General features: G+C 72.7%; 22 protein-coding genes and 1 pseudogene. 13 read left to right on the forward strand and 10 right to left on the reverse strand.

What is annotated here, in order from left to right:
* Positions 1–49: 49 nt before the first annotated feature.
* From SMD20_RS18025 to SMD20_RS18045, 5 genes are read right to left on the reverse strand one after another with little or no spacing between them, the layout of a single operon-like run.
* Positions 50–559, reverse strand: a complete 510-nt coding sequence (locus SMD20_RS18025; RefSeq protein ID WP_329582285.1) for an NADPH-dependent FMN reductase — start codon at positions 557–559, stop codon at positions 50–52.
* 28 nt (positions 560–587) lie between these two features.
* The gene (locus SMD20_RS18030) at positions 588–1,913 is read right to left on the reverse strand and encodes an LLM class flavin-dependent oxidoreductase (RefSeq protein ID WP_329582288.1); all 1,326 of its coding nucleotides are present in this window, start codon (positions 1,911–1,913) and stop codon (positions 588–590) included.
* Positions 1,910–2,833, reverse strand: a complete 924-nt coding sequence (locus tag SMD20_RS18035; protein ID WP_329582291.1) for an ABC transporter permease — start codon at positions 2,831–2,833, stop codon at positions 1,910–1,912. Before SMD20_RS18035 ends, SMD20_RS18030 begins: the two co-directional genes overlap by 4 nt.
* The gene (locus SMD20_RS18040) at positions 2,826–3,632 is read right to left on the reverse strand and encodes an ABC transporter ATP-binding protein (RefSeq protein WP_329582294.1); all 807 of its coding nucleotides are present in this window, start codon (positions 3,630–3,632) and stop codon (positions 2,826–2,828) included. The genes SMD20_RS18035 and SMD20_RS18040 overlap by 8 nt, the downstream gene beginning before the upstream one ends.
* Positions 3,629–4,642, reverse strand: a complete 1,014-nt coding sequence (locus tag SMD20_RS18045) for an ABC transporter substrate-binding protein (protein WP_329582297.1) — start codon at positions 4,640–4,642, stop codon at positions 3,629–3,631. The genes SMD20_RS18040 and SMD20_RS18045 overlap by 4 nt, the downstream gene beginning before the upstream one ends.
* 227 nt (positions 4,643–4,869) lie before the next feature.
* Between SMD20_RS18045 and SMD20_RS18050 the strand changes: the two genes are divergently transcribed.
* From SMD20_RS18050 to SMD20_RS18095, 10 genes and pseudogenes are all read left to right on the forward strand, one after another.
* Positions 4,870–5,196: a putative quinol monooxygenase gene (locus tag SMD20_RS18050; protein ID WP_329582300.1), complete on the forward strand. Its 327-nt coding sequence runs from the start codon at positions 4,870–4,872 to the stop codon at positions 5,194–5,196.
* Positions 5,197–5,383: 187 nt separating this feature from the next.
* Positions 5,384–6,673, forward strand: coding sequence for an ROK family protein (locus SMD20_RS18055; RefSeq protein ID WP_329582303.1), 1,290 nt, complete (start codon positions 5,384–5,386; stop codon positions 6,671–6,673).
* The gene (locus SMD20_RS18060) at positions 6,670–7,476 is read left to right on the forward strand and encodes an ABC transporter permease (RefSeq protein WP_329582305.1); all 807 of its coding nucleotides are present in this window, start codon (positions 6,670–6,672) and stop codon (positions 7,474–7,476) included. The genes SMD20_RS18055 and SMD20_RS18060 overlap by 4 nt, the downstream gene beginning before the upstream one ends.
* On the forward strand, positions 7,473–8,243 hold the full coding sequence (locus SMD20_RS18065) for an ABC transporter ATP-binding protein (RefSeq protein WP_329582307.1): 771 nt from the start codon (positions 7,473–7,475) through the stop codon (positions 8,241–8,243). Before SMD20_RS18060 ends, SMD20_RS18065 begins: the two co-directional genes overlap by 4 nt.
* 27 nt (positions 8,244–8,270) lie before the next feature.
* On the forward strand, positions 8,271–9,239 hold the full coding sequence (locus SMD20_RS18070; RefSeq protein ID WP_329582310.1) for an aliphatic sulfonate ABC transporter substrate-binding protein: 969 nt from the start codon (positions 8,271–8,273) through the stop codon (positions 9,237–9,239).
* Positions 9,236–10,705, forward strand: coding sequence for a sulfatase-like hydrolase/transferase (locus SMD20_RS18075; protein ID WP_329582313.1), 1,470 nt, complete (start codon positions 9,236–9,238; stop codon positions 10,703–10,705). The genes SMD20_RS18070 and SMD20_RS18075 overlap by 4 nt, the downstream gene beginning before the upstream one ends.
* Before the next feature lie 43 nt (positions 10,706–10,748).
* Positions 10,749–11,500: pseudogene (locus SMD20_RS18080) on the forward strand (RNA-guided endonuclease TnpB family protein); the annotation flags it as partial.
* A 223-nt stretch (positions 11,501–11,723) separates the two neighbouring features.
* Complete coding sequence (locus SMD20_RS18085) at positions 11,724–12,833, forward strand: hypothetical protein (RefSeq protein ID WP_329582316.1); 1,110 nt, start codon at positions 11,724–11,726, stop codon at positions 12,831–12,833.
* Positions 12,830–13,135, forward strand: a complete 306-nt coding sequence (locus tag SMD20_RS18090; RefSeq protein ID WP_329582319.1) for a hypothetical protein — start codon at positions 12,830–12,832, stop codon at positions 13,133–13,135. Before SMD20_RS18085 ends, SMD20_RS18090 begins: the two co-directional genes overlap by 4 nt.
* A 143-nt stretch (positions 13,136–13,278) precedes the next feature.
* The gene (locus tag SMD20_RS18095; protein WP_329582322.1) at positions 13,279–15,261 is read left to right on the forward strand and encodes a glycosyl hydrolase family 28-related protein; all 1,983 of its coding nucleotides are present in this window, start codon (positions 13,279–13,281) and stop codon (positions 15,259–15,261) included.
* A 9-nt stretch (positions 15,262–15,270) separates the two neighbouring features.
* Here the strand turns inward: SMD20_RS18095 and SMD20_RS18100 are convergent, their stop codons facing one another.
* The 3 genes from SMD20_RS18100 to SMD20_RS18110 form a co-directional block, all read right to left on the reverse strand.
* Positions 15,271–16,140, reverse strand: coding sequence for a fumarylacetoacetate hydrolase family protein (locus SMD20_RS18100; protein WP_329582325.1), 870 nt, complete (start codon positions 16,138–16,140; stop codon positions 15,271–15,273).
* A 66-nt stretch (positions 16,141–16,206) separates the two neighbouring features.
* Entirely contained in the window at positions 16,207–17,697 is a 1,491-nt protein-coding gene (locus SMD20_RS18105) for a multicopper oxidase family protein (protein WP_329582328.1), read from the reverse strand.
* Positions 17,694–18,089 carry a hypothetical protein gene (locus SMD20_RS18110; protein ID WP_329582331.1) on the reverse strand — a complete coding sequence of 132 codons (396 nt, stop codon included), beginning with the start codon at positions 18,087–18,089 and terminating at the stop codon, positions 17,694–17,696. The genes SMD20_RS18105 and SMD20_RS18110 overlap by 4 nt, the downstream gene beginning before the upstream one ends.
* On the opposite strand from SMD20_RS18110, the gene SMD20_RS18115 reads away from it, so the two are divergent.
* Together SMD20_RS18115 and SMD20_RS18120 are read left to right on the forward strand one after the other, a co-directional pair.
* Entirely contained in the window at positions 18,088–19,380 is a 1,293-nt protein-coding gene (locus SMD20_RS18115; RefSeq protein ID WP_329582334.1) for a sensor histidine kinase, read from the forward strand. The two genes, SMD20_RS18110 and SMD20_RS18115, sit on opposite strands and share 2 nt — an antisense overlap.
* Positions 19,377–20,045, forward strand: coding sequence for a response regulator transcription factor (locus tag SMD20_RS18120; RefSeq protein WP_329582338.1), 669 nt, complete (start codon positions 19,377–19,379; stop codon positions 20,043–20,045). The genes SMD20_RS18115 and SMD20_RS18120 overlap by 4 nt, the downstream gene beginning before the upstream one ends.
* A gap of 135 nt (positions 20,046–20,180) precedes the next feature.
* Here SMD20_RS18120 and SMD20_RS18125 read toward each other — a convergent pair whose 3' ends face one another.
* Positions 20,181–21,356 carry a L,D-transpeptidase gene (locus SMD20_RS18125; RefSeq protein WP_329582340.1) on the reverse strand — a complete coding sequence of 392 codons (1,176 nt, stop codon included), beginning with the start codon at positions 21,354–21,356 and terminating at the stop codon, positions 20,181–20,183.
* Positions 21,357–21,514: 158 nt separating this feature from the next.
* Positions 21,515–22,168, reverse strand: a complete 654-nt coding sequence (locus tag SMD20_RS18130) for a hypothetical protein (RefSeq protein WP_329582343.1) — start codon at positions 22,166–22,168, stop codon at positions 21,515–21,517.
* Positions 22,169–22,509: 341 nt separating this feature from the next.
* Between SMD20_RS18130 and SMD20_RS18135 the strand changes: the two genes are divergently transcribed.
* Complete coding sequence (locus tag SMD20_RS18135) at positions 22,510–23,340, forward strand: polysaccharide deacetylase family protein (RefSeq protein WP_329582345.1); 831 nt, start codon at positions 22,510–22,512, stop codon at positions 23,338–23,340.
* Positions 23,341–23,342: the final 2 nt, after the last annotated feature.

Consider the following 23,342-nt stretch of genomic DNA (forward strand, 5'->3'; position numbering starts at 1 on the left):
CCGCGTTGACTGCCTGACAAGATCCCGGTTCGGAGAGGCGGGCGGGGGCCTACGTCGCCGCGGGCAGGCGGACCTGCGGCGCGACGCGGTCGGCCCAGGCGGACACCACGGCCTCCAGGTCCGGAAGCTGTGACTCCAGGAAGGCCAGGCCGGGCGTCGGCACGGTGGCGCCCAGCTCGACCAGCAGCGGGCGCAGATGCACCTCGACCGCCAGCGCGTGCTTGGGGTCGCCCATGACCAGCAGCGGCAGGGCGGTCTTCCCGGCCAGCGCGGCCGGAGGCAGCCGGTCGAGGAACGCCTTCAGCAGCCCCGTGTAGGTGCCCTTGTAGGTGGGGCTGGCGACGACGAGCACGTCCGCCTCCGCCACCAGCCCCAGTGCCGCCTCCACCCCCGGGGAGGCGGCGGGGGCCAGCAGGTGGGGCCCGAGCGCCGACAGGTCGGCCAGCTCGTGCGGCAGGGACGCGCCGAGCCGGGCGGCGACCGCCTCGGCCGCCGCGACGGCCACGGCCTCGGTGCGCGAACCCGCCCTCGGGTTGCCGACGACGGTGAGAACGGTCATGGGTTCGCCTCCTGGCGTGAGGTGGTGGTCATCCGGCGGCCACCAGGTCCTTGGCGTAGCGCGAGACGGGGCGGGGCAGGCCGTAGTTCTCGCGCAGGGTGCGGCCCTGGTACGCGTGCCGGAACAGCCCCCGCGCCCGCAGCTCGGGCACCACGTAGTCGACGAAGTCGGACAGGCCGTGCGGCAGGATCGGCGGCATCACGTTGAAGCCGTCGGCCGCACCGCCCTCGAACCACTCCTGGATCTCGTCGGCGATCTGCTCGGGCGTCCCGGCGACGACCCGGTGGCCGCGGCCCCCGGCCAGGCGGGCGAGGAGCCGCCGGACCGTGAGGCGCTCGCGCCTGGCCAGCTCGACGACGAGCTTGCGCCGGCTCTGCGCGCCCTCCGTCTCGACCGGCACGTCGGGCAGCTCCCGGTCCAGGTCGTCCTCGGTGAGCTCGATGCCGGTCATCTGGCCGAGCTGCGCCAGCCCGTACGCGGGGACGATCAGCTCCTCCAGCTCCTTCTCCAGCCGCAGCGCCTCCCGCTCGGTCGAGCCGATGATCGGCGAGATGCCGGGCAGCACCAGCACCTCCTCCGGCCGCCGGCCGCGGGCGGCGACCCGGTGCTTCAGGTCGGCGTAGAACTCCCGCCCCTCGGCGAGCGTCTGCTGCGCGGTGAAGACGGCCTCGGCGTGGCGGGCCGCGAAGTCCTTGCCGTCCTCCGACGATCCGGCCTGCACCAGCAGCGGATGGCCCTGGGGCGGGCGGGAGGCGTTGAGCGGGCCGCGGACGGCGAAGTGCTCGCCCTCGTGCTCGATCGCGTGGATCTTGCCGGTGTCGGCGTAGCGGCCGGCGACGCGGTCGCGGACGACGGCGTCGTCCTCCCAGCTGTCCCAGAGCTTGAGCACGACGTCCAGGAACTCCTCCGCGCGGGCGTAGCGGGCGGCGTGCGCGGGGCGCTCGACGCCGAAGTTGCGCGCCTCGGCCTCGCCGGCGGAGGTGACGATGTTCCAGCCGGCCCGGCCGCCGCTGATGTGGTCGAGCGAGGCGAACTTGCGCGCCACGTGAAAGGGCTCGTTGTACGTCGTGGACACGGTCGCGATGAGCCCGACGTGGTCGGTGACGGCGGCCAGGGCGGCCAGCAGGGTGAGGGGTTCGAGACCGCCGAGCGCGTTGTGCCCGACGTGCCCCTGCAGGGCGAGCCCGTCGGCGAGGAACACCGAGTCGAGTGTGCCGCGCTCGGCGATCCTGGCCAGCTCCTGGTAGTGCCGGACGTCGGTGAGGCGGGCGGGTTCGGTGCTCGGGTGCCGCCAGGCGGCCTCGTGGTGGCCGACGCCCATGAGGAAGGCGTTGAGGTGGAGCTTTCTCGTCACGTGGTCCTCCAGGTGGAGAAGCGGCGCTCGGCGGCGACCAGGAGCAGGTTCAGCAGCAGGCCGAGGACGGAGATGGTGATGATCCCCGCGTACATGTCGGGGATGCGGAAGCTGGACTGGGTGTCGAGGATGAGGTAGCCGAGGCCGGCCTTCGCGCCGACCATCTCGGCGAACAGCAGCACGAGGATGGAGGTCGCGCCGGCCAGCCGCACGCCGGTGAAGATCGCGGGCACGGCGGCGGGCAGGATCACCTTCTGGAACAGCCGGACCGGGCCGAGGCCCATGGACCTGGCGGACTTGACGAGCAGGGGCTCGACGGTCTTCACGCCGCTGATCGTGTTGAGCAGGATGGGCCACGAGCAGGCGTACAGCACGAAGGAGACCTTGGCGGGCTCGCCGATGCCGAGGATCAGCGTGAACACCGGCAGCAGCGCCACCGCCGAGGTGTTGCGGAACAGCTCCAGCAGGGGCGTCAGCAGGTCGGCGGCCGGGCGGTACCAGCCGATGAGCAGCCCGAGCGGGATGGCGAGCACGACGGCCAGGCCGAAGCCGGCCAGGGAGCGGCCCAGTGACGCCGCCAGGTGCTCGGGGAGGCTGCCGGTGACGAGGAGGTCGTACCAGGCGGCGAGGTCGTCCGAGAGCGGGGGGACGAACACCGGGTCCACGACGCCGGTCCTCGGCAGGATCTCCCAGGCGGCGAGGAGGAGCAGCACGGCGGCCGTGTTGACCCCGGCCCTGCGCAGCCACGCGGGCAGCCACCGGCGCCGCGCGGCGGGCGGCCCGGCGTCGTCCTGGGTGTCGTCCTGGGTGTCGTCCTGGGTGTCGTCGTCGGCCTCGTCGTCGGCGCTGTCGTCGGCCTCGTCGTCCGGGAGGTCGTACCAGTGGACGTCGCCGGGCAGTGCGGCGCGGGTGTCAGCCATGGGAGATCGCCACCTCTCGCTCCTGCACCTGGGCGGCGGCGACCTCGTCGCGCAGCAGCGTCCAGATGTGGTGACGGTACTCGCCGAAGGCCGGATCGGCGCGCAGGTCGCCCTCGCGCGAGTCGAACGCGACCTCCACGACCTCCTTGATCCGGCCGGGCCGCGAGGTCATGACGGCGACCCGCTGCCCCAGGTAGACGGCCTCGTCGATGCCGTGGGTGATGAAGATGACGGTCTTGCCGGTGTGCTGCCAGACGCGGACCAGCTCCTCCTGCAGCGACTCGCGGGTCTGCGCGTCCAGCGCGGCGAACGGCTCGTCCATGAGCAGCACGTCGGGGTCGAAGGCGAGGCTGCGGGCGATGGCGACGCGCTGGCGCATGCCACCGGACAGCTCGTGCGGGTAGCGGTCCTCGAACCCGGCGAGGCCCACCAGCGCCAGGTGCTCGCGCGCCCGCGCCGCCCGCTCCCGCCTCGGCACGGCCTTGGCCTCCAGGCCGAACTCGACGTTCGCCTGCGCGGTGCGCCACGGGAAGAGCGCGTACTGCTGGAAGACCACGCCCCGGTCGAGGCCGGGTCCGGTGACGGGGTCGCCGTCGATCAGGATCTGCCCGGACGTCGGCGGGGTGAGCCCCGCGACCAGGTCGAGCAGGGTGGACTTGCCGCAGCCGCTCGGCCCGACGAGCGCGAGGAACTCACCCGCGCGCACGTCGAGGTCCACCCCGGACAGCGCGGTGAACGGCTCGGCGGCGTCCCTGACGTGGAAGGTCTTGGTGACGTTGCGGATGCCGATCTCGGTCATGAGGTGCTCCCGGCGGCGTAGGGGTTGAACGCGTTGGTGTAGAGGTCGTCCGGCTTCACCTGGCCGGGGCGCAGCTCGCCCTCGCGGGTGAGCCAGTCGATCCAGGTGGCGAACTCCTTCGGGGCGATGACGCCGCCCTTGCCGGCGATGCCGGTGCTCTTCCAGAAGCGGACGGTCTCGGCGCTCTCGTTCCGGCCGCGCTTCGCGATGATCCGCTCGAACGTGGCGACGACCTCGGCCCGCGAGTGCGTCTGCGCCCAGGCGACGGCCTTGGCGAAGCCGGTCACGAACGTCCTGGTGGTGGTCGGGTTGTCGGCGATGAAGTCCTCGCGCAGCACGATCGAGCCCGCGGTGAACGGGCCGAACAGGTCCACGTCGGTGAACAGCGGCCGCAGGCCGCCGCGTTCGAGCGCCTTGTCCCTGAGCACGCCGCCGAGGGTGCCGGCGTCGAGCTGTCCCTGCCGGACGGCCTGCTCGGTGTTGACCGGCGGGATCACCACGAGCTGGACCTGCTTGATCTCGTCGGGGGTCAGGCCCTGGCGCTTGAGGTATTCCTTGATGACGGCCTCGTGGTGCGCGCCGAGCGTGTTGACGCCGATCTTCCTGCCGATGAGGTCGCGGGCGGTCCTGATCGGGCTGTCGTCCTTGACGTAGTAGCCGTTGAAGGTGTCCCGGTCGGAGCCGTAGTAGCCGACCACAGCCTTGATGGGGGCCCTGGCGGCCTTGAGCTTGACGATCGCGCCGTTGAACGCGCCGCCGAAGTCGGTCTGGCCGGTGGCGGCCGACTGGATGTCCTGGGGGCCGGAGGTGGTGTTGCCCACCCACTTGAGCTTGAGGTCGCCGAGGTAGCCGAGCTCCTCGGCCAGCTCGGCGTAGGTGACGGCGCCGACGCTGCCCTGGTAGCGCAGCACCTTCACCTCCGACGCTCCGGTGGTCGCCTCGGCGCCGCCGCAGCCCGCCAGGACGGCGGGCAGCAACGCGGCCATGAGGGCATGTCTGGTCTTGATCACGGTGGGATTCCTCGTCGGGGGGAGGGAGTGAGGGGTCCTGAGCGCGTGATCAGCGACACTGCGCGCTGGCGACGTGGCCGTGGTCCACGTGCGGGCGCCGGGTCAGGTAGAGGCCCTGGCTCATGCGTACGAAGCTACGGCCCTCCTTTCCGAAAGTCAACTTTTCCTACTGGACATGCATGAAATTAGGCTCGAACTCGTACGACACATCTGATCAGGGAGACTCGATGATCTTCATTACCGCGAAGTTCCGCGTCAAGCCGGAGCACGCCGACCGCTGGCCGGAGATCACCCGGGAGTTCACCGCGGCGACCCGCGCCGAGCCCGGCTGCCTGTGGTTCGACTGGTCGCGCAGCCTCGACGACCCGGCCGAGTACGTCCTGGTCGAGGCGTTCCGCGACGACGCCGCCGGGGCGGCGCACGTGCAGGCGCCGCACTTCGCGCAGGCCCAGCGGGATCTGCCGCAGTACCTGGTGGAGACGCCGCGCATCGTCAACACCACCGTGCCGCAGGACGACTGGTCCGAGCTCGGCGAGATGGCCGTCAAGGACTGACCCGGCCCCTGCCTCCGCACGTTGCCGCAGGCGGAACAGCTCGAACGGCCCCGGCCCGGCCCGCAGCGTGTACGCGCGCGGGTCCGGGCCGGGCGGGGCCGCCTGGCCGCCGAAGTCGGTATAAGTCAGGACAAGTTTTTTTCCGGGTTATTGACGAAAAAGAGGTGACCTCGGCACACTCTCCGTCATGTCACCACCCCGTGGCCCCTTGTCCCAGCTCCGGCGCGGGCACGAAGAGCTCGTGCTCGGCCTGCTGCGCAAGCACGGCCCGCTGAGCCGGGGCGAGCTGGGCAAGCTGTGCCGGTTGTCGCGCACCACGCTGTACGACATCCTCGCCGAGCTCGTCGCCACCGGCGCCGTCGTGCCCGCCGGGCAGCAGGACGACGGCCCGCGCGGCCGAGGCCGACCGGCCGAGACGCTGACGCTCAACCCCGGCGCCGGGCAGGCGATCGGCATCGACTTCGCCCGGCGGGCGCTGCACGTGGCGGCGGTCAACCTGGCGCACGAGATCGTCGGCGCGGCCAGCGAGCCGCACGACGCCGACCTGCCCTGGGAGCGGCGGGTGGACCTGGCCGAGCGGCTGATCGGCCGGCTCGGCGGCGGCGACCTGCGGCTCGGCGCGCTGAGCGCGATCGGCGCGGGCGTCGTCGGCCCCATCGGCGACCCCGACGGCGACCCCGACGGCGACCCCGACGGCGACCCCGACGGCGACATCGAGAGCAACGGCGAGGCCGGGGAGCCGCTCCCCCACCGGGCGCAGGTGCTGCTGCGCGAGCGGTTCGGCGTGCCCGTGCTGCTCGACAACAACACCCGCCTGGCCGCGCTCGGCGAGGCCATCTGGGGCGCGGCCGCCGGCGGCCGGGACGTGCTCTACCTGCGCCTGTCCCACGGCGTCGGCGGCGGCCTGGTGATCGACGGTTCGCTGCACCGCGGCGCGTACGGCCTGTCCGGCGAGTTCGGCCACATCGTGGTCGATCCGGGCGGCCGGCCGTGCTCCTGCGGCGGCGCCGGCTGCCTGGAGACCGTCGCCTCGGTCAGGGCCGTGCTCGACGCCTACCGGGAGCGCGGCGGCCACGCCGACGACGTACGCGGCCTGGTCGAGGCCGTCGGAAGGGCGGAGCCGGGCGCCCTCGCCCTGCTGGCGGAGGTCGGCGCGGACATCGGCGCGGTGCTCGCGGCCCTGTGCAACGCGGTCGGCCCCGGCGTGATCGTGATCGGCGGCGAGCTGGCCGAGACCGGCGCCGCGCTGCTGGAGCCGATCGGGCGCACGCTCGACGCCCGGATCATGCCGATCTCCCGGCACCGGGTCAGCCTGCGCCGGGCCACGCTCGGCGAGGCCGCGGGCGCGCTCGGCGGCATCGCGCTGGTGCTGCACGAGTCGCCCCTGCTCTCCCGTTACCCGGCCGGCCCGGACCTCGCCGCCGGAGTCCCCCCGCTGTCACCGCGGCACAACAACCTCGTGAAGGAGGGTTCATGACCCAGCTCACCACGCTGGGCAAGCCGGCGGCCCCGGCGGCGCGGCGCGCCGCCGGACGTCCCCGGCGCACGCTCGTGCTCAACCTGGTCGCGGTCGTCCTCGGCCTGCTCGTCTGGACGCTGCTGGCCACGATCGGCGTCCAGGGCCTGCCGACCCCGCTGGAGGTGGCGGCCAAGGCCGGCGAGCTGGTCGCGGACGGCACCCTGCTCCAGGACGCGCTCGCCAGCCTCCGCCGGGTGCTGCTCGGCTTCCTCATGGGCACGCTGCTCGCGATCCCGGTCGGCTTCCTCATGGGCTGGTACGCCACCGCGCGCGGCCTGCTGGAACCGTACGTGCAGTTCTTCCGCACCATCCCGCCCCTGGCGATCATCCCGCTGGCCATCGTGCTCCTCGGCATCGGCGAGGTGCCGAAGGTCTTCGTGATCTTCCTGGCCGCGTTCCTGTCCAGCGTCGTCTCGACCTTCCAGGGCGTGGTGGACGTGGACAAGACGCTCATCAACGCCGCCCGCGTGCTGGGCGCGTCCGACCGGACGATCTTCCTGAAGGTCGTGGTCCCGGCATCCACGCCGTTCATCCTGGTCGGGATGCGGGTCGGGCTCGGCTCGGCCTGGGGGACGCTGGTCGCCGCGGAGCTGATCGCCGCCCAGGAGGGGCTGGGCTACCGGATGCAGCAGGCCCAGCTCTACTACGACCTGTCCACGATCTTCGTGGGCCTCATCGCCATCGGCGTGCTCGGCCTGCTGATGGACCGCCTGCTGCTGCTCGCCGAGCGCCGCCTCACCGACTGGCAGGAGCGCCGATGAACGCCAAGATCTCCTTCAGGGACATCGTCAAGACCTATCCGATGAAGGACGGCGTCTTCACCGCGCTCGACCACGTCTCCCTGGACATCGCCGACCGCGAGTTCGTCACGGTCGTCGGCCCGTCGGGGTGCGGCAAGAGCACGCTGATGAGCATGGCCGCCGGGCTGACCGAGCCCACCTCGGGCGAGGTGCTGGTGGACGGCGCGCCCGTCCCCGGCCCGGGGCCGGACCGCGGGGTGATCTTCCAGCAGTACGCGCTGTTCCCGTGGCTGACCGTGCGCAAGAACGTCGAGTTCGGGCTCAAGCTCATGAACCTGCCGCCGGACGAGCGGAGGAGGCGCGCCGAGCACGCGATCGAGCTGGTCGGGCTGTCGGACTTTGCCGACGCGCTGCCGAAGACCCTGTCCGGCGGCATGAAGCAGCGCTGCGCCATCGCCCGCGCGTACGCGGTCGACCCGCAGGTGCTGCTCATGGACGAGCCGTTCGGCGCCCTCGACGCGCTCACCCGCGTCCAGCTCCAGGACCAGCTCCTCGCGACCTGGAGCCGCGAGCAGCGCACGGTCATGTTCATCACCCACGACGTGGACGAGGCCGTCTACCTGGCCCGGCGGGTGATCGTCATGGCCGCCCGGCCCGGCCGCGTCCAGCAGATCGTCGAGGTGGACCTGCCGTACCCGAGGACCGAGGAGATGCGGCTGTCGCCGGAGTTCGCGCGCATCCGCAACGAGGTCTGGCACGGCGTCTACCACCAGCCCAAAGCAGCTTAAAGACCCCCTGGAAAGGATTAACACGACATGCGCTCTCTTCGCCGCGCCCTCACCACCGCAGCCGCGGTGAGCGTCATCGCGCTCTCCGTCACCTCCTGCTCCGACGACGGCACCACCGTCCGCTTCGGCTACATCGGCGACTACAACGGAGCCAGCCTGCTCGCCGTCGCCCAGAAGCAGGGGCTCTGGGAGAAGCAGGGGCTCACCCCCGAGATCAAGGTCTTCACGAATGGACCGCTCCAGATCCAGGCGCTCGGCGCCGGCGACCTGGACTTCGGCTACATCGGTCCCGGCGCCATGTGGCTGCCCGCCTCCGGCAAGGCCAAGGTCGTCTCCATCAACACGCTCGGCTTCGCCGACCGGGTGATCGGCCGGCCCGGCGTCAAGAGCATGCAGGACCTCAAGGGCAAGAAGGTCGGCGTGCCCGAGGGCACCTCCGGCGACATGGTGCTCAACCTGGCCCTGCAGAAGGCCGGGATGACGACCGCCGACATCGAGAAGGTGCCGATGGACGCGGCCACCGTCGTGTCGGCGTTCTCGGCCGGGCAGATCGACGGCGCCGGCCTCTGGTACCCCTTGATCGACACGATCAAGGAGAAGGTGCCGGACATGACCGAGATCGCCAGCACCCGTGAGTACCCCGACAACTCGTTCCCGAACGCCTTCGTCAGCGGCACCGACACCGACCAGGAGCTGACCACCAAGGTGATCAAGGTACTGCAGGAGGCCAACGACTGGCGGGCCGCGCACCCCGAGGAGACCATCACCGAGACGGCCGCCCTGCTCAAGCTCGACCCGGCCAAGGTCAAGGCGGACGCGGCCAACGTCGAGGTCATGTCCACGGCCGACCTGGTCGCCAAGACCAAGGACGGCACGGTCGCCAAGTGGCTGAACAGCCTCGGCGACTTCTTCGTCGGCACCGGCCAGCTCAAGTCGCTGCCCGAACCGTCGTCGTACTACACCGGCGACCTCTACGAGAAGGCGTACGGCAAGTGAACCTGCTGTTCCTGATGACCGACCAGCACCGGGTGGACACGCTCGGCTGCTACGGCAACCCGCACGTGGCCACGCCCAACCTCGACCGGCTGGCCGCGAGCGGCACCCGGTTCGACCGGTTCTACACGCCGACGGCCATCTGCACGCCGGCGCGGGCCAGCCTGCTCACCGGGCAGGCCCCGTTCCGGCACCGGCTGCTGGCCAACTACGAGCGCAACGTCGGCTACCTGGAGGACCTGCGGGACGACGCGTTCACCTTCCCGTCGGCGCTGAAGGAGCGCGGCTACCAGCTCGGGCTGATCGGCAAGTGGCACGGCGGCACCCACCGCAACGCCGCCTCCTACGGCTTCGACGGCCCCGACCTGCCCGGCTGGCACAACCCGGTGGACCACCCCGACTACCTCGCCTACCTGGAGGAGCGGGGGCTGCCGCCGTACAAGATCTCGGACCTGATCCGGGGGACGACGCCGAACGGCAACCCCGGCAACCTGCTGGCCGGGCGGCTGCACCAGCCGGTCGAGGCCACGTTCGAGCACTACCTGGCAACGCGGACGATCGAGCACCTCGACCGATACGCCGCCGACGGCCGCCCGTTCTACCTGGCCGCGCACTTCTTCGGGCCGCACCTGCCGTACCTGCTGCCGGACGAGTACTTCGACATGTACGACCCGGAGCTGGTGGAGCTGCCGCCGTCGATCGCCGAGACGTTCGAGGGCAAGCCGCCGGTGCAGCGCAACTACAGCGCCCACTGGGCGTTCGACACCCTGCCCATCGAGATCACCCGCAAGCTGATCGCGGTCTACTGGGGCTACGTGACGCTGATCGACCAGCAGCTCGGCCGCATCCTCGACCGCCTCGACGAGCTGGGGCTGAGCGACGACACCTCGGTCTTCTTCACCGCGGACCACGGCGAGTTCACCGGCGCCCACCGGCTGCACGACAAGGGCCCGGCCATGTACGAGGACATCTACCGCATCCCTGGCATCGTCCGCGTGCCCGGCGCGCCGCCGCAGGTCAGGAACGAGTTCGTCACCCTGACCGACTGCACGGCGACGATCCTGGAGCTGGCCGGCTGCGACCCGGAGCCGGCCGTGGACAGCCGCAGCCTCCTGCCCCTGGTGCGCGGCGAGCGTCCGGAGTGGCCGGGCGAGCTGCTGGCCGAGTACCACGGCCACCACTTCCCCTATCCGCAGCGGATGATCCGCGACGACCGCTACAAGCTCGTCGTCAACCCCGAGTCCGTCAACGAGCTGTACGACCTGCACGCCGACCCGTACGAGCTGAGCAACCGCTACACCCATCCCGAGCTGGCCGGGGTCCGCCGCCGTCTGATGCGCAGGCTGTACGACCTGCTGCGCGAGCGCGGCGACAACTTCTACCACTGGATGACCCCGATGTACGACATCGGCGCCTCCGACTACGACCCCACACTCAGCTCCTTCGAGAAGGAGGACGCCACCGGGTGATCAGACGACATGCTTGACATGATCAAGCGTGACCATGTCAAGCATGTCTCAGATCGTGAAGCGGGCCTACAAGTACCGCTTCTACCCGACCCCTGAGCAGGCGGATCTTCTGAACCGCACGTTCGGGTGTGTCCGGCTGGTCTGGAACAAGGCGCTGGCCGAACGCAACCGCCGCTACACCGTCCGGGGCGGAGCGTTGAAGCTGGCGAAGATGGACGTGTCCTTGGACATCGTGTGGTCGCGTCCGCTGCCCGAAGGAGCGCGCACTTCCGCCCGTCGCGGGGGAGGTGGGGATCGATGCCGGGTTGACCCGCCTGCTCACCCTGTCCACCGGGGAGAAGATTTCCAACCCGCGTCACGAGCGCCGCGACCGGCGCAAGCTGGCCAGAGCACAGCGCGAGTTGTCCCGCAAGGCCAAGGGCAGCGCGAACCGGGCCAAGGCACGGCTGAAGGTGGCCGGCGCCCATGCCCGCATCGCAGGCCGGCGGCGGGACTTCCTGCACAAGGTCACCACTCGATAACCTGTTGAAGAACCGTTCGCTGGCACGCGCCATCTCCGATGCCTCCTGGCGCGAGTTCCGCTCCATGCTGGAGTACAAGGCGCAGTGGTACGGACGCACGCTCGTGGCGGTGGATCGCTGGTTCCCGTCGAGCAGACTGTGTTCGACGCGGGGCTGTGGTCACATGAACGACAAGATGCCGCTGAACGTCCGGTCGTGGACCTGTCCCTCCTGCGGGACCACGCACGACCGCGACGTGAACGCGGCCCGTGACATCCTCGCCGCAGGGCTTGCGGAGAGGTAAAACGCCTGCGGAGGGCTGGTAAGACCGGCTCCGGAGTCTTCCGGGGAGGCGCGGCCCGATGAAACAGGAACCCTCACGGGTGACCGTGGGACTTCTCGTTCTTCAGGACGGGAGGATGTCAATCCCGTTGCGTATGGGACGGCGAAAGCCCTGCGACGCGCCGCCGAGTGTGTTTGACTCACGCGGTAATCACACCCTCTGGGAGGGTTTCACCATGGGGGAGTTCGTGGGGATCGACCCCAGCCGAGCACACGACCTCATTCGCCGTCTCGAAGCGGGCAGCCTGCTGCTGGGCGGCGTGCGTCCGCTGGTGGACGCGGCCGTGGCGGAGGCCGGCGACGACTGGACCGGCCGCCACGGCGCCACCGTCCTGCGGCGGGCGCAGGAGTTCCTGCACGACGCGCGGCGGGAGCTCAGGTGGCGCATCGACACCGCCGAGCAGCTCGTGCCGGTGCGCGAGCGCGGCCTGCTCACGGCCGCGTTCCCGTTCGCCGGCGAGGCGGAGGCCACGCGGGCGGCCGCCGAGACGGCCACGGCCGTCCTCGCGGCCCTCGCCGCGGGCCGCCCCGACGAGGTCGAGCGCGCCTTCGCCGCCACCACCGGACCGACCGGCGAGGCGACCTCCGCAGCGGCCGGCGAGACGGCCGGCGGGGCGGCGCGCGGGGCGGCCGGCCGGGCAGCGCGCGAGGCGGCCGGTGATCCGGCCTACGCGGCGGCGTTGCTGGGGGCGCTCGGGCCCGACGGCCTGGTCCTCGTCCTGCGTGGCTGGTCGGAGGCAGAGGTCCCCGGCGAACGCGACGGCCTGCCGCCCGCCGCGCTCGCCCGGGCGGCCGCCGCCTCCCCCGGCCTGCTGGCGCGGTCCTTCGCCGCCGCCGAGCGCACCGGCAGGCTCGGCGAGGAGTGGTGCGAGCTGCCCGCGACCGCTCCGGCCGACGTGCTGACCACGCTGATCGCGCTGGCCCGCCCGTCGGGCGCGTTTCTCGACGCGGTCGCGGTCGAGCTGCTGAACCGCCGCCCGGACGCCGGTCCCGACTGGAACCTGCACCACCTCGCGCACGCCTACCGCGCCTTCCCCGAGGCGCTGCAGGAGCTGCTGGCCGAGCACCAGAAGGAGACCGGCGTCCTGCTGGACGCCTACGCCCTCGGCACCCATCCCGCCTACGAGCGGGCACTCGCCGCGGCGCTGCGGCACGCCCTGGAGCCGGGCGCGGGCGCGGACGGCCTGCGTGAGCGGGCCTGGTCCGGCCTGACCGGCGCCCTGGACGCCGGGCACCGCCTGTGGCAGGACCTGGAGACCTTTCGCGACGCCGGAGAACGCGTATGACCACCAAGCAGCAGCTCCTCCGGCAGGCCGCCGAGAAGGAGTCCCTTGCCTCCACCTTCACCCGTTACGCCCGCCGCCTGACCGGCGTGCTCGACGGCGTGCCGGCGCACCCGCACGAGTGCGAGGCGTTCTGGACCGGCCCGGCCGCCGAACGGTTCGCCGAGCGGGCCGCGGGGCTGCGCCGCGAGCTGGCCGAGCTGGAGGACACCTGCCTGGCCACCGCCGAGAACCTGCGCCGCCGGGCCCGCCGGCTGCGCGAGGACGCCGCCGCGGCCGGCGACAGGCATGCGGACATGACGTAACAGCGCGCAAGTGCTTGCGCCGCCACGCAAGAAGTCGGCGAAAAGGCGAAAGTTCCGCACAACTCCTTGTGGACCGGTGTGCGGGGGACCTACTGTCGCGTCACCCCCCGACCCTCGGACGCCCCGAGAGAAGTGAGCACCGGATGCGCCGTATCCCCCTTCTGGCCGTGTCGGCCTTACTCGCCGTCGCCGGGCTCGCCCCGGCCACCCCCGCGGCCGCCGCAGGACGGGCTCCCGTGGTGACGCGAGCGGGCCTGGACCCCGCCCTGGTCGCCGGCCGTGGCGCGGCCGTGGACTTCGCCGAGCAGGAGGCGGAGAACGCCGCCACGAACGGCACCGTCATCGGCCCCGACCGGAACGCGTACACGCTGCCGTCCGAGGCGTCGGGCCGCCGGGCCGTGCGGCTCGCGCCCGGCCAGCACGTCGAGTTCACGCTGCCGGCCGCGGCCAACGCCCTCACCGTGCGCTACAGCATCCCGGACGCGCCCGGCGGCGGCGGGATCACCGCGCCGCTGGAGGTCACGGTCAACGGCGGCGACCGCCGGACCATGACGCTGACCTCGCAGTACTCCTGGCTGTACAACCAGTACCCGTTCTCGAACGACCCGGGCGCGGACCTGCTGCACCCCGACTGGTGGATCACCGAGTGCGCCTGCGTGCCGAACGCCACCACGCCGCCGCCGGTCGTCGCCAAGCCGTTCCGCCCCCACCACTTCTACGACGAGCAGCGGCTGCTGCTCGGCCGCGCCTACCGCGCGGGCGACCGGGTACGGCTGACCGCGCCCGCGCGCGGCGGCGCGGCCTGGACGGTCATCGACCTGATGGACTCCCAGCTCGTCGGCCCGCCGCGGCCGGTGCCGGGGGCGAATGTGGTGGCCTTCGGCGCCGACCCCACCGGCCGGCGCGAGTCGGCGGAGGCGTTCGACCGGGCCATCGCCTTCGCCAAGCGGGCCCGGCTCAAGGTGTACGTGCCGCCGGGAACGTACCAGGTGAACCGGCACATCATCGTGGACGACGTCACCATCGCCGGCGCAGGGAACTGGCACACGATCATCAAGGGCCGCGAGGTCGCGCTGCCCGCCCCCGCGCCCGACGGCTCCGTCCACACCGGCGTCGGCTTCTACGGCAGGCCCGCGGCCGAGGGCGGCAGCAGGAACGTGCACCTGTCCGGCTTCGCCATCGAGGGCGACGTGCGCGAACGCGTCGACACCGACCAGGTCAACGGCGTCGGCGGCGCGCTCAGCGACTCCACGATCGAGGGCCTGCACATCCGCCACACCAAGGTCGGCATGTGGTTCGACGGGCCGATGACGAACCTGCGGATCACCGGGAACATGATCGTCGACCAGATCGCCGACGCGATCAACTTCCACACCGGCGTCACGGACTCGGTCATCGCCGGCAACGTGCTCCGTAACACCGGCGACGACGCCATCGCCCTGTGGTCGGAGAAGAGCGCCGACGCGGGCAACCGCGTCGAGCGCAACACCGTGCAGTCGCCCGTGCTGGCCAACGGCATCGCCGTCTACGGCGGCCGGGACAACACGGTCTCCGGCAACCTGGTGGCCGACCCGGTCCGCGAGGGCAGCGCCATCCACGTCGGCTCCCGCTTCGGGGCCGAGCCGTTCGAGGGGCGGCTGACGATCTCCGGCAACACCACCGTGCGGGCGGGGACGTACGAGCTGAACTGGAACATCGGGCTCGGCGCCATCTGGCTCTACGCCCTGGAGCGGGACATCGCCGCCGACGTGCGGGCCACCGGCAACCACTTCCTCGACAGCACCTACAACGCGATCATGCTGGTCAGCGAGTGGTCGGTAAAGGACCTGTACGCGATCACGAACGTGCACTTCAAGGACACCCGCGTGGACGGCACCGGGACGTCGGTGGTGAGCGCCCGGGTCAGGGGGTCGGCGACGTTCGAGAACGTGGACGCGCGCAACGTCGGCGCGGTCGGCGTGAACAACTGCGGCTCCTTCGGCTTCCCGCCCACCGGCTCGGAGTTCACGCTGACCGACCTCGGCGGCAACGACGGCGGCTGGCTCGCGCCGTGGATGCTGCCGAACACGATCACCTGCGACGACCGCCCGCCGGTGGTGCCGCCCCCGCCGCCGTCCCGCTGGTGACCCGGCCCGCTACGCGCGCATGCCTTCCAGGCCCCTGACCACGGTGGTGGTCAGGGTGCCGACCTCGCCGATCCCGATCGTCACCGTGTCGCCGTCCTGGAGGGTGAACGGCAGGTCGGGCACCAGGCTCGTGCCCGTGGCCAGCACCGCGCCGTCGGGGAAGACGTCCGCACGGAACAGGTAGCCGGCCAGCTCGTCGAGGCGGCGGTGCAGCTCCGAGGTGGACGACTTGCCGTCCCACACGGTCGCGCCGCCGCGGGCGATGGTGAGCGTGATGTCCAGCGCGTACGGGTCCGCGACCTCCCACGCGGGCCGGATGGCCGGGCCGACCGCGCACGCGCCCAGGTAGATCTTGGCCTGCGGCAGGTAGAGCGGGTTGACGCCCTCGATGGTGCGGGAGCTGACGTCGTCCACGACCGTGTAGCCGACGATCTCGCCGGCCGCGTTGAGCACCAGGCCGAGCTCCGGCTCCGGCACGTCGATCTCCGAGTCCGCCCGCACCGCGATGCGGCCGCCGTCACCGGTCACCTTCCAGGCTGCGGACTTGAAGAACAGCTCGGGCCGCTCGGCGTCGTAGACCAGCTCGTACACGTCGGCGGCCCGCTCGCTCTCCAGCACGCGCGCCTCGCGCGAGCGCCGGTAGGTGACGCCCGCCGCCCACACCTCCATGCGCCCGTCCACCGGAGCCAGCCTGCGCACCTCCGCCGAGGGGTGCCGGGCGCCGTCGGGGGCGGTGACGCGCTCGCGCAGCTCCGTGGCCGGCAGCCGCAGCAGCTCGCCGACGGTGGTGACGCCGGACAGCTCGGTCACGTGCTCGCCGTCGTCGACGCCGACCGCGTCGGCGCCGGTCAGGGGGCTGACGAAGCGTACGATGTGCATGCCTGCTCCTACCGCGAATGTCCCGTTCGACAGCAAGTCTCCCCTATGTGACCATTCGCCGTCGCGTCAGACCACGTCGAAGTCGGCCATCATCGCCATGTCCTCGTGCTCCAGGTTGTGGCAGTGCAGCATGTACCTGCCCCGGTGGCCGGCGAAGCGGGCCAGCACGTCCACGACCTCGTACGGCCGCACGTCCACGGTGTCCTTCCAGCCGCCGTCCGTGGCCGCCGGCGGCCGCCCGTTGCGTGCCAGCACCAGGAAGTGGGCCAGGTGCAGGTGCACGGGGTGGTGGAAGTCGCTGGTGAAGCGCCAGACCTCGGCGGTGCCGAGCCGGGGCCGGGCCAGCGGGACGCCGGGCCGGTAGGGCCGGCCGTTGATCGTCCAGGCGGTCTCGCCGCGCCGGAAGTCGAACCGGCGGGTGGCGACCGCCGGCCCCACGTCGGCGGGACGCATCACCCTGCGGGAGAGCACCTTCGGCACCGCGCTGTCGTCGGCGGCGCGGCGGGCGACGACGAAACGCATCACGTTCCCGGCGGACCCCTCGCCCAGGGCGTTGACCAGGGTGACCGCGGTGCCGACGGGGTAGGCGGAGAAGTCGACCAGCACGTCCTGGCGCTCGCCGGGCGCGAGCGGGATCTCCGCGTGGGCCACCGGCGCGGCCAGCAGCCCGGCGTCGCTGCCGACCTGGACGAACGGCGGGCCGCCCGGCGCGAGCCGCAGCAGGTAGCGGCGGGCGTTGGAGGCGTTGACCAGGCGCAGGCGGTGCCGGGTCGCGGTGACCTCGGCGACCGGCCAGGGAGCCCCGTTGACGAGGACGACGTCGCCCTCGACGCCCTCCATGTGGTCGCCGCCGAAGTGCTCGCCCGCCGCGTGGTCGGGGTAGCGGAAGGAGCCGTCCGCGGCGAAGGAGCGGTCGCAGATGAGCAGCGGCAGCTCCCGCTCGCCCCTGGGGAGGGGCAGGGCGTCCTCCTCGTCGTCGCGTACCAGGGCGAGGCCGGCCAGGCCGCGCCACACCTGCGGGGCCGTGTGGTCCATGCGGTGGTCGTGGTACCAGAGGGTGGCGGCGGGCTGGTCCACCGGGTAGCGGTACTCCTTCACGCCCTGGTGGTGGGTCTCGGGGTGCCCGTGGGCGTGGTGGGCGTGGTGGCCGGCGGGGACGACGAGGTCGGTGGGGTAGCCGTCGGCGTCCGGCGGATTGACGCCGCCGTGCAGGTGGGTGGAGGTCGGGACGGGCAGCTCGTTGCGTACCGCGACGGTGACCGGCCGGCCGCGCCGCAGCTCGAACATGGGGCCGGGGAAGGTGCCGTCGTACCCCCAGATCGGGGTCCGCAGGCCCGGCAGGATCTCCGCCTCGGCCGCCCGCTGGGTCACCTCGTAACGGCCGGGGGCGACCGGCCGGGCGGGCGCGGGCACCGGGAGCGGCACCGTGAACGGCCTGGGCAGCGGCGCCAGGCTGGGCAGCAGCTCGCCGGAGCGCTCCGCGCACCCGGCGGCGGCGAGCCCGGCCGCGCCGAGCACCCCCAGGAACGCCCTCCTCGACAGCCGGGACCCGCTCATGCCGCGCTCCCCCGGCCGAAGCGCCACGTCCACACGGTGAAGACGGCCGACAGCCCGAAGACGGCCATGCCGAGCGGGAAGTGCAGCGCGATGACCCGCCACTGGCCGAGTGCCACCTGGACCGTCTCGGCCGCCACGAGTCCCAGGCTGGCCAGCGCCGGCCACAGGGGGCCGCGGCCGGGCCGCCACAGCAGGACCGCCGCCAGGAGTTGCAGGTACAGCAAACCGTGAGTGACCCCGGCGTTGTCGCGGTGCCAGGCCAGCAGGTCCACGTCGCCGGTGACGAAGAGCCCGGCCAGCGCCGCCTGGGCCAGCACGCCGGCCAGGTGCGCGGTGGCGAGGCCGCGCAGCGGCCACAGGATCCACGAGGGGATCCGGGAAGGAGTGGTCATGGGACGCCATCGTGCGCCGCCGGGCTCCTCGCGGGCGTCGCCCGGCGGGCGGCACTGTGGCGTACTCCCCGCGGCGTACACCGGCCCGTTCCCGCCCCCGACGTACGCCCCCCGGACGACGCCCGCCCCGGCGGCGACGCTCTACGGTGTGGGCATGAACAGCCGGAGAACCGACGCCCTGATCGCCGCCGCCGCCCTCGCCGGGATCATGGGCGGCACGTACGCCGGCCTGTCGTGGACCGGTCCCGGCGAGCGCCCGCTCGACCCGGCGGGCCTGATCCTGATCACCGTCGCGGCGCTGTCGCTGGCCTGGCGGCGCGCGGCCCCGCTGACCGCCGGGATCGTCGCCGTCGCGGCGGGCGCCGCCTACTACGCCGCCCACTACCCGGGCATGTTCACCGCCGGGCCCGCGCTGGCCTCGATCTACACCCTCGCCTCGCTCGGCCGCCGGGCGCAGGCGATCTGGCTGGCGGCGGGGCTGGCACTGCCGGTGTACGGGGTCATGGCGCTGGCCGAGCAGGACCCGTCGGCCGGCGACGGCATGACGCTGCTGAGCGGCTGGCTGGTCGCGATGGTCGTGGTCGGCGAGGTGGCCCGGAGCAGGCGGGCGTACCTGCGGGCGGTGGAGCAGCGCGCCGAGGCGGCCGAGCGCACCCGCGAGGAGGCGGCGCTGCGCCGGGCCGGCGAGGAGCGGCTGTGGATCGCGCAGGAGCTGCACGACTCGCTCACGCACACCATCTCCGTGGTGAACGTGCAGGCCGCGGTGGCGATGGAGCTGATGGACCGGGATCCGGCGCGGGCCAGGGAGGCGCTGGCGGCGGTCAAGGACTCCGGGCACGAGGCGATGCGCGAGCTGCGGGCCACGCTGGGCGTGCTGCGCCGGGCGGGGCCTGAGCGCGAGGCGGAGGCCGGGCTCGGCGGGCTGCCGGGGCTGGTGTCCAGGGCCGGGCGGGCGGGGCTGCGGGTGTCGTACGAGGTGACCGGCGAGCCCTACCCGGTGCCGGCAGGGGTGGGGCGGGCCGCGTACCGGATCGCGCAGGAGGCGCTGACCAACGTGCTGCGCCACTCGGGCGCGGCGTCGGTCGCGGTGGCCGTCGGCTACGATCCGGCGGGGATCACGCTGCGGGTGGACGACGACGGCGAGGCCGGGACGGTCACGCCAGGGATGGGGCTGATCGGGATGCGCGAGCGCGCGGTCGCGGCAGGAGGCTCGCTGACGGCGGGGCCGGGCCCGGCCGGCGGCTTCAGCGTGCGCGCCGACCTGCCGGTGCCGGCGGGGGCGGCCGGGTGATCAAGGTCCTGCTGGCCGACGACCAGCCGCTCATCCGCGCCGGGTTCAAGGCGCTGCTGGAGCTGACCGACGACATCCGGGTGGTCGGCGAGGCGGGCGACGGCGCGCGGGCGGTCGAGCTGGCCCGCCGGCTGCGCCCCGACGTGGCGCTGCTCGACGTGCGGATGCCGCTGATGGACGGCATCCAGGCCACCCGCAGGATCGGCGCCGACCCGGAGCTCGACGGCGTCCGCGTGGTGATCCTCACCAACTACGCGCTCGACGAGTACGTCTTCGCCGCGCTGCGGGCGGGGGCGACCGGCTTCCTGCTCAAGGACATCGAGCCCGGCGACCTGCTGCGGTCGGTGCGGGTGGCGGCCCAGGGCGAGGCGCTGCTGTCGCCGTCGGTGACGCGCCGCCTCATCGAGGAGTACGTCAGCACCCCGCCCCGCCCGGCCGCCCGCCCCGAAGGGCTGGAGCGGCTGACCGAGCGGGAGCGCGAGATCGTCTCCCTCGTCGGCCGCGGCATGTCGAACGAGGAGATCGCCGCGCACCTGGTGATCAGCGCGGCCACCGCCAAGACGCACGTGAGCCGGTCGATGACCAAGCTGGGCGTGCGCGACCGGGCGCAGCTCGTCGTCCTCGCCTACGAGTCGGGGCTGGTCGTGCCGGGCGGCCACCCGTAGCGCGCTCAGCCCGTCAGCAGGACATAGGCGTTCAGCACCCAGATCAGCGTCCACAGCAGGACGGCGCCGAGCCGGCCGTCCACCGTGCGGTCCCCGCTCATCAGGACCACCTCGCTTCCCCTTCCGCTTGTCGTCCTACCCGCTGACCGGCTTGCCGAGCGCGCTGCCGGCCAGCCAGTCCTCCCACGCCTTGGCCCACGGCGTCGGGCCGTTGCCGAAGCGCAGCTTCCTGGAGGTCCCGGTGACCTCGATGACGTCGCCGCGCTGGGTGAACTCGTAGAACCAGCGCGCGTCCTCCGGACTGGCGTTGACGCAGCCGTGGCTGACGTTGCGGCTGCCCTGCGCGCCCGTGGACCATGGGGCGGCGTGGAAGAAGGTGCCGCTGTAGGTCATGCGGACGTTCCACTTGGTACGGATGCGGTACTCGCCCGGCTTTCCGACGGTCGCGGAGTCCATGATGGTCGTGGCGGACTTCTCCTGCGCGATCATGACGCCGGAGTAGCTGTCGTCGCCGGGCTTGCCGAGACTGACCGGGATCGTCCTGACGACCTTGCCGCCGTCCCGCACCACGGCGCGGTGGGTGCTCGCGCTGACCTTCGTGATGTGCGAGGGGCCGACGGTGAAGCTCAGCTCGCGGTCCTTCGTGCCCCACACGCCCTCGCCCGCGCGTAGCCCAGCCAGATGCGCCACGACCGTGACCTTCTCCCCCACCGGCCAGTACTCGCGCGGCCTGAACTGCACCTCGCGCTCGCTCACCCAGCTCCACGCGCCCTCGACCGGCTCCGACATGCGCACCTCCAGCGCCCGCTCGATCCGCGCCCGGTCCGCCTTCGCGGTCACCGGCCGCGACAGCAGGAGCTGCACGGGCATCCCGACGCCGACCTTCTCGCCGTCCAGCGGCGACATGCCGCTCTCCAGCACCCGGGTCGGTTTGAGCGTGGTGAACGTGGCCGTCGCCGTGACCGGCTTGCCGTCGGCGCCCGTGGCTTTTGCGTTGACGGTGTAGCGGGCCGAGGGCCGTAACGGCCACCGGGGGCGCCAGGTGCCGTCGGCGGCGAGCGTGCCGCGCACGTGGCGGCCCTTCGCGTCGGCCACGCTCACGCCGGTGAGCTTGCCCTGCGCCACCTTGACGCCGACGCCCGTGTCCGGCGGGACCTTCGTGGTCCCGTCGGCGGGCGTGATCGCCAGTTCGGCCACCGGGCCTCGCTCCGCCGGCGTGCCCGCGCCGCCGTTCCCGCCGTCTGATGTGCAACCGGCGGTCAGGAGCAGCGCCGCGGCGAGGGCGCCGGTGATCGTCGTGCCGTTCCGCATGATGCCTCCCGCCTGAGGAGAGCGGACAGTCGCGCGTGTGAGCCACCGCCTCTTCCCCCGATGACGGCGGGCATGCGGATCACGGGCTCACGACCGACAATACGAACGCCGGGACTGCGTGGTTCATGCGGGCGGTTCATGCGGGCCCTTGGCGGCGCTCAGGCGAAGCGCTCGACCGTGACCGGGATCAGGCCCTGCCGGCGTACGGCCTGCCGGTGGTAGTTCAGCAGCGCCTCCAGCGTGTTCAGGGAGCCGCCGCCGAGGCGGGCGGTCACGTCCACGCACCAGGCGATCCCCGACCCGATGCGGCGCAGCTCCCACGTGAAGCCGTGCCCGCCGGCGCTGACGGACGCCTTGCCGACCACCCGCGGATCGCCCGTGGGCTCCAGCCGGAGCGCCGCCTGCGCGGCCGCCAGCCCGTCCGCGCCCAGCTCGCCGGCGAACAGGATGCGGTAGCGGCGGTCCCTGGCCTCCCCCGACCCCAGGCGGAGCGGGGCCGTGGTGGGCAGCGGCTGACGGCGCCGGAAATGCTCGCGCAACTCCTCCTCCTCGGGCAGCTCTCCCCCGCCGAGCCGCGCGTACGCCTCCCGCGCCGTGCGTCGGCCCGCCGGCCGTACCCGGGCGCGCAGCGCGCCGTCGGAGCGGATGAGCCTGCTGACCTCCGGCGCGGACAGCCACTCCCCGGTCTCCGATCCCCACTCGGCGCTGTCGATGCCGGTCGCGGTGAAGTCCTCGCAGAGGACGAACTCCTCCACCAGGACTCCCGCCAGGGACCGGTCATGTGCCGAGTTGGAGATCAGGTAGTAGTCCATTCCCCGCATGATCCCCGGCTCCGGATCGCCGGAGCAAGCGTCCGCGCCGTGCGTGCCCAGTGCGTGACCCAGGCGGGCAGCCAGGCGGGCGGGGTCCGCCGCGGGCGCGCAGGCTGAGCAGCGCGTCGAGCCGGTCGACGCCGGCGCTGGGCGATCGCGGTCAGCCTGTTCGCGGCTCCCCGCGGCAGACGGAGTGCATCGTACGTCAGCCGACGCCGGCGCCTGGCCATGACAGGACAAAAGTGTGTCATCAGGCGAACCGTCTCTGGCGAACCAGACGCGACCCGCCGGTGTCGAATCAAGGTAGCCGCGCTCAGGGGCGGTGCGCGGAGGGGGATCACATGAACACTGGTACGGGACGGGTGGTCGCCTCGATCATCCTGGTCGTGGCGGCGTACGGGGCGGCTCACCACACTCCGGGGACGGGAACGGTCCACGCGGCGGCCCGGCAGGGCCCGCGTACGGACCCCTCGCCCCCGGCTCCGTCGGCCGCCCCCGCGGCTCCCGAGGCGCGGCCGACCGCGTCCCGCGACGCCTCCGACGCTCGTCCCGTGGACTGCCGGCACGTCAAGTGCGTGGCCCTGACCTTCGACGACGGTCCCGGCCCGTACACCGGCACGCTGCTGCGCCACCTGGCGGCCCACCAGGCGCACGCCACGTTCTTCGTCGTCGGCCAGAACGTCGCCGCCTACCCCTCCGTGCTGCGCCACGCCGCCGCGGCCGGGCACGAGATCGGCAACCACACCTGGTCGCACCAGGACCTGACGAAGCTGTCCGCCGCCGGAGTACGCTCCGAGCTGGCCCGCGCCGACGAGGCGGTCAGGGCCGCCGCAGGCTTCGTGCCGGCGCTCGTCCGGCCGCCGTACGGGGCCTTCGACGACGCCCTCCGCGTCAGGATCAAGCGTCCGCTCGTGCTGTGGAGCGTGGACACCCTCGACTGGCTGCACCGCGACAGCGCCAGGGTCGCCAGAGCCGCGATCAAGGGGGCCCGCCCCGGCGGCGTCATCCTCTTCCACGACATCCACCCGACGACCGTGCGCGCCATCCCCAAGGTGCTCAAGGCGCTGTCCCGCGAGGGCTACACGTTCGTCACCGTCAGCCGGCTGTTCGGCGGCCACCCGCCCCGCCTGGTCTACAACGCCCCGCACCAGCTCCCCGGCTCCGAGCCGTGACG

This window comes from Nonomuraea sp. LP-02 (assembly GCF_036289125.1).
GTDB classification, from domain to species: domain Bacteria; phylum Actinomycetota; class Actinomycetes; order Streptosporangiales; family Streptosporangiaceae; genus Nonomuraea; species Nonomuraea bangladeshensis.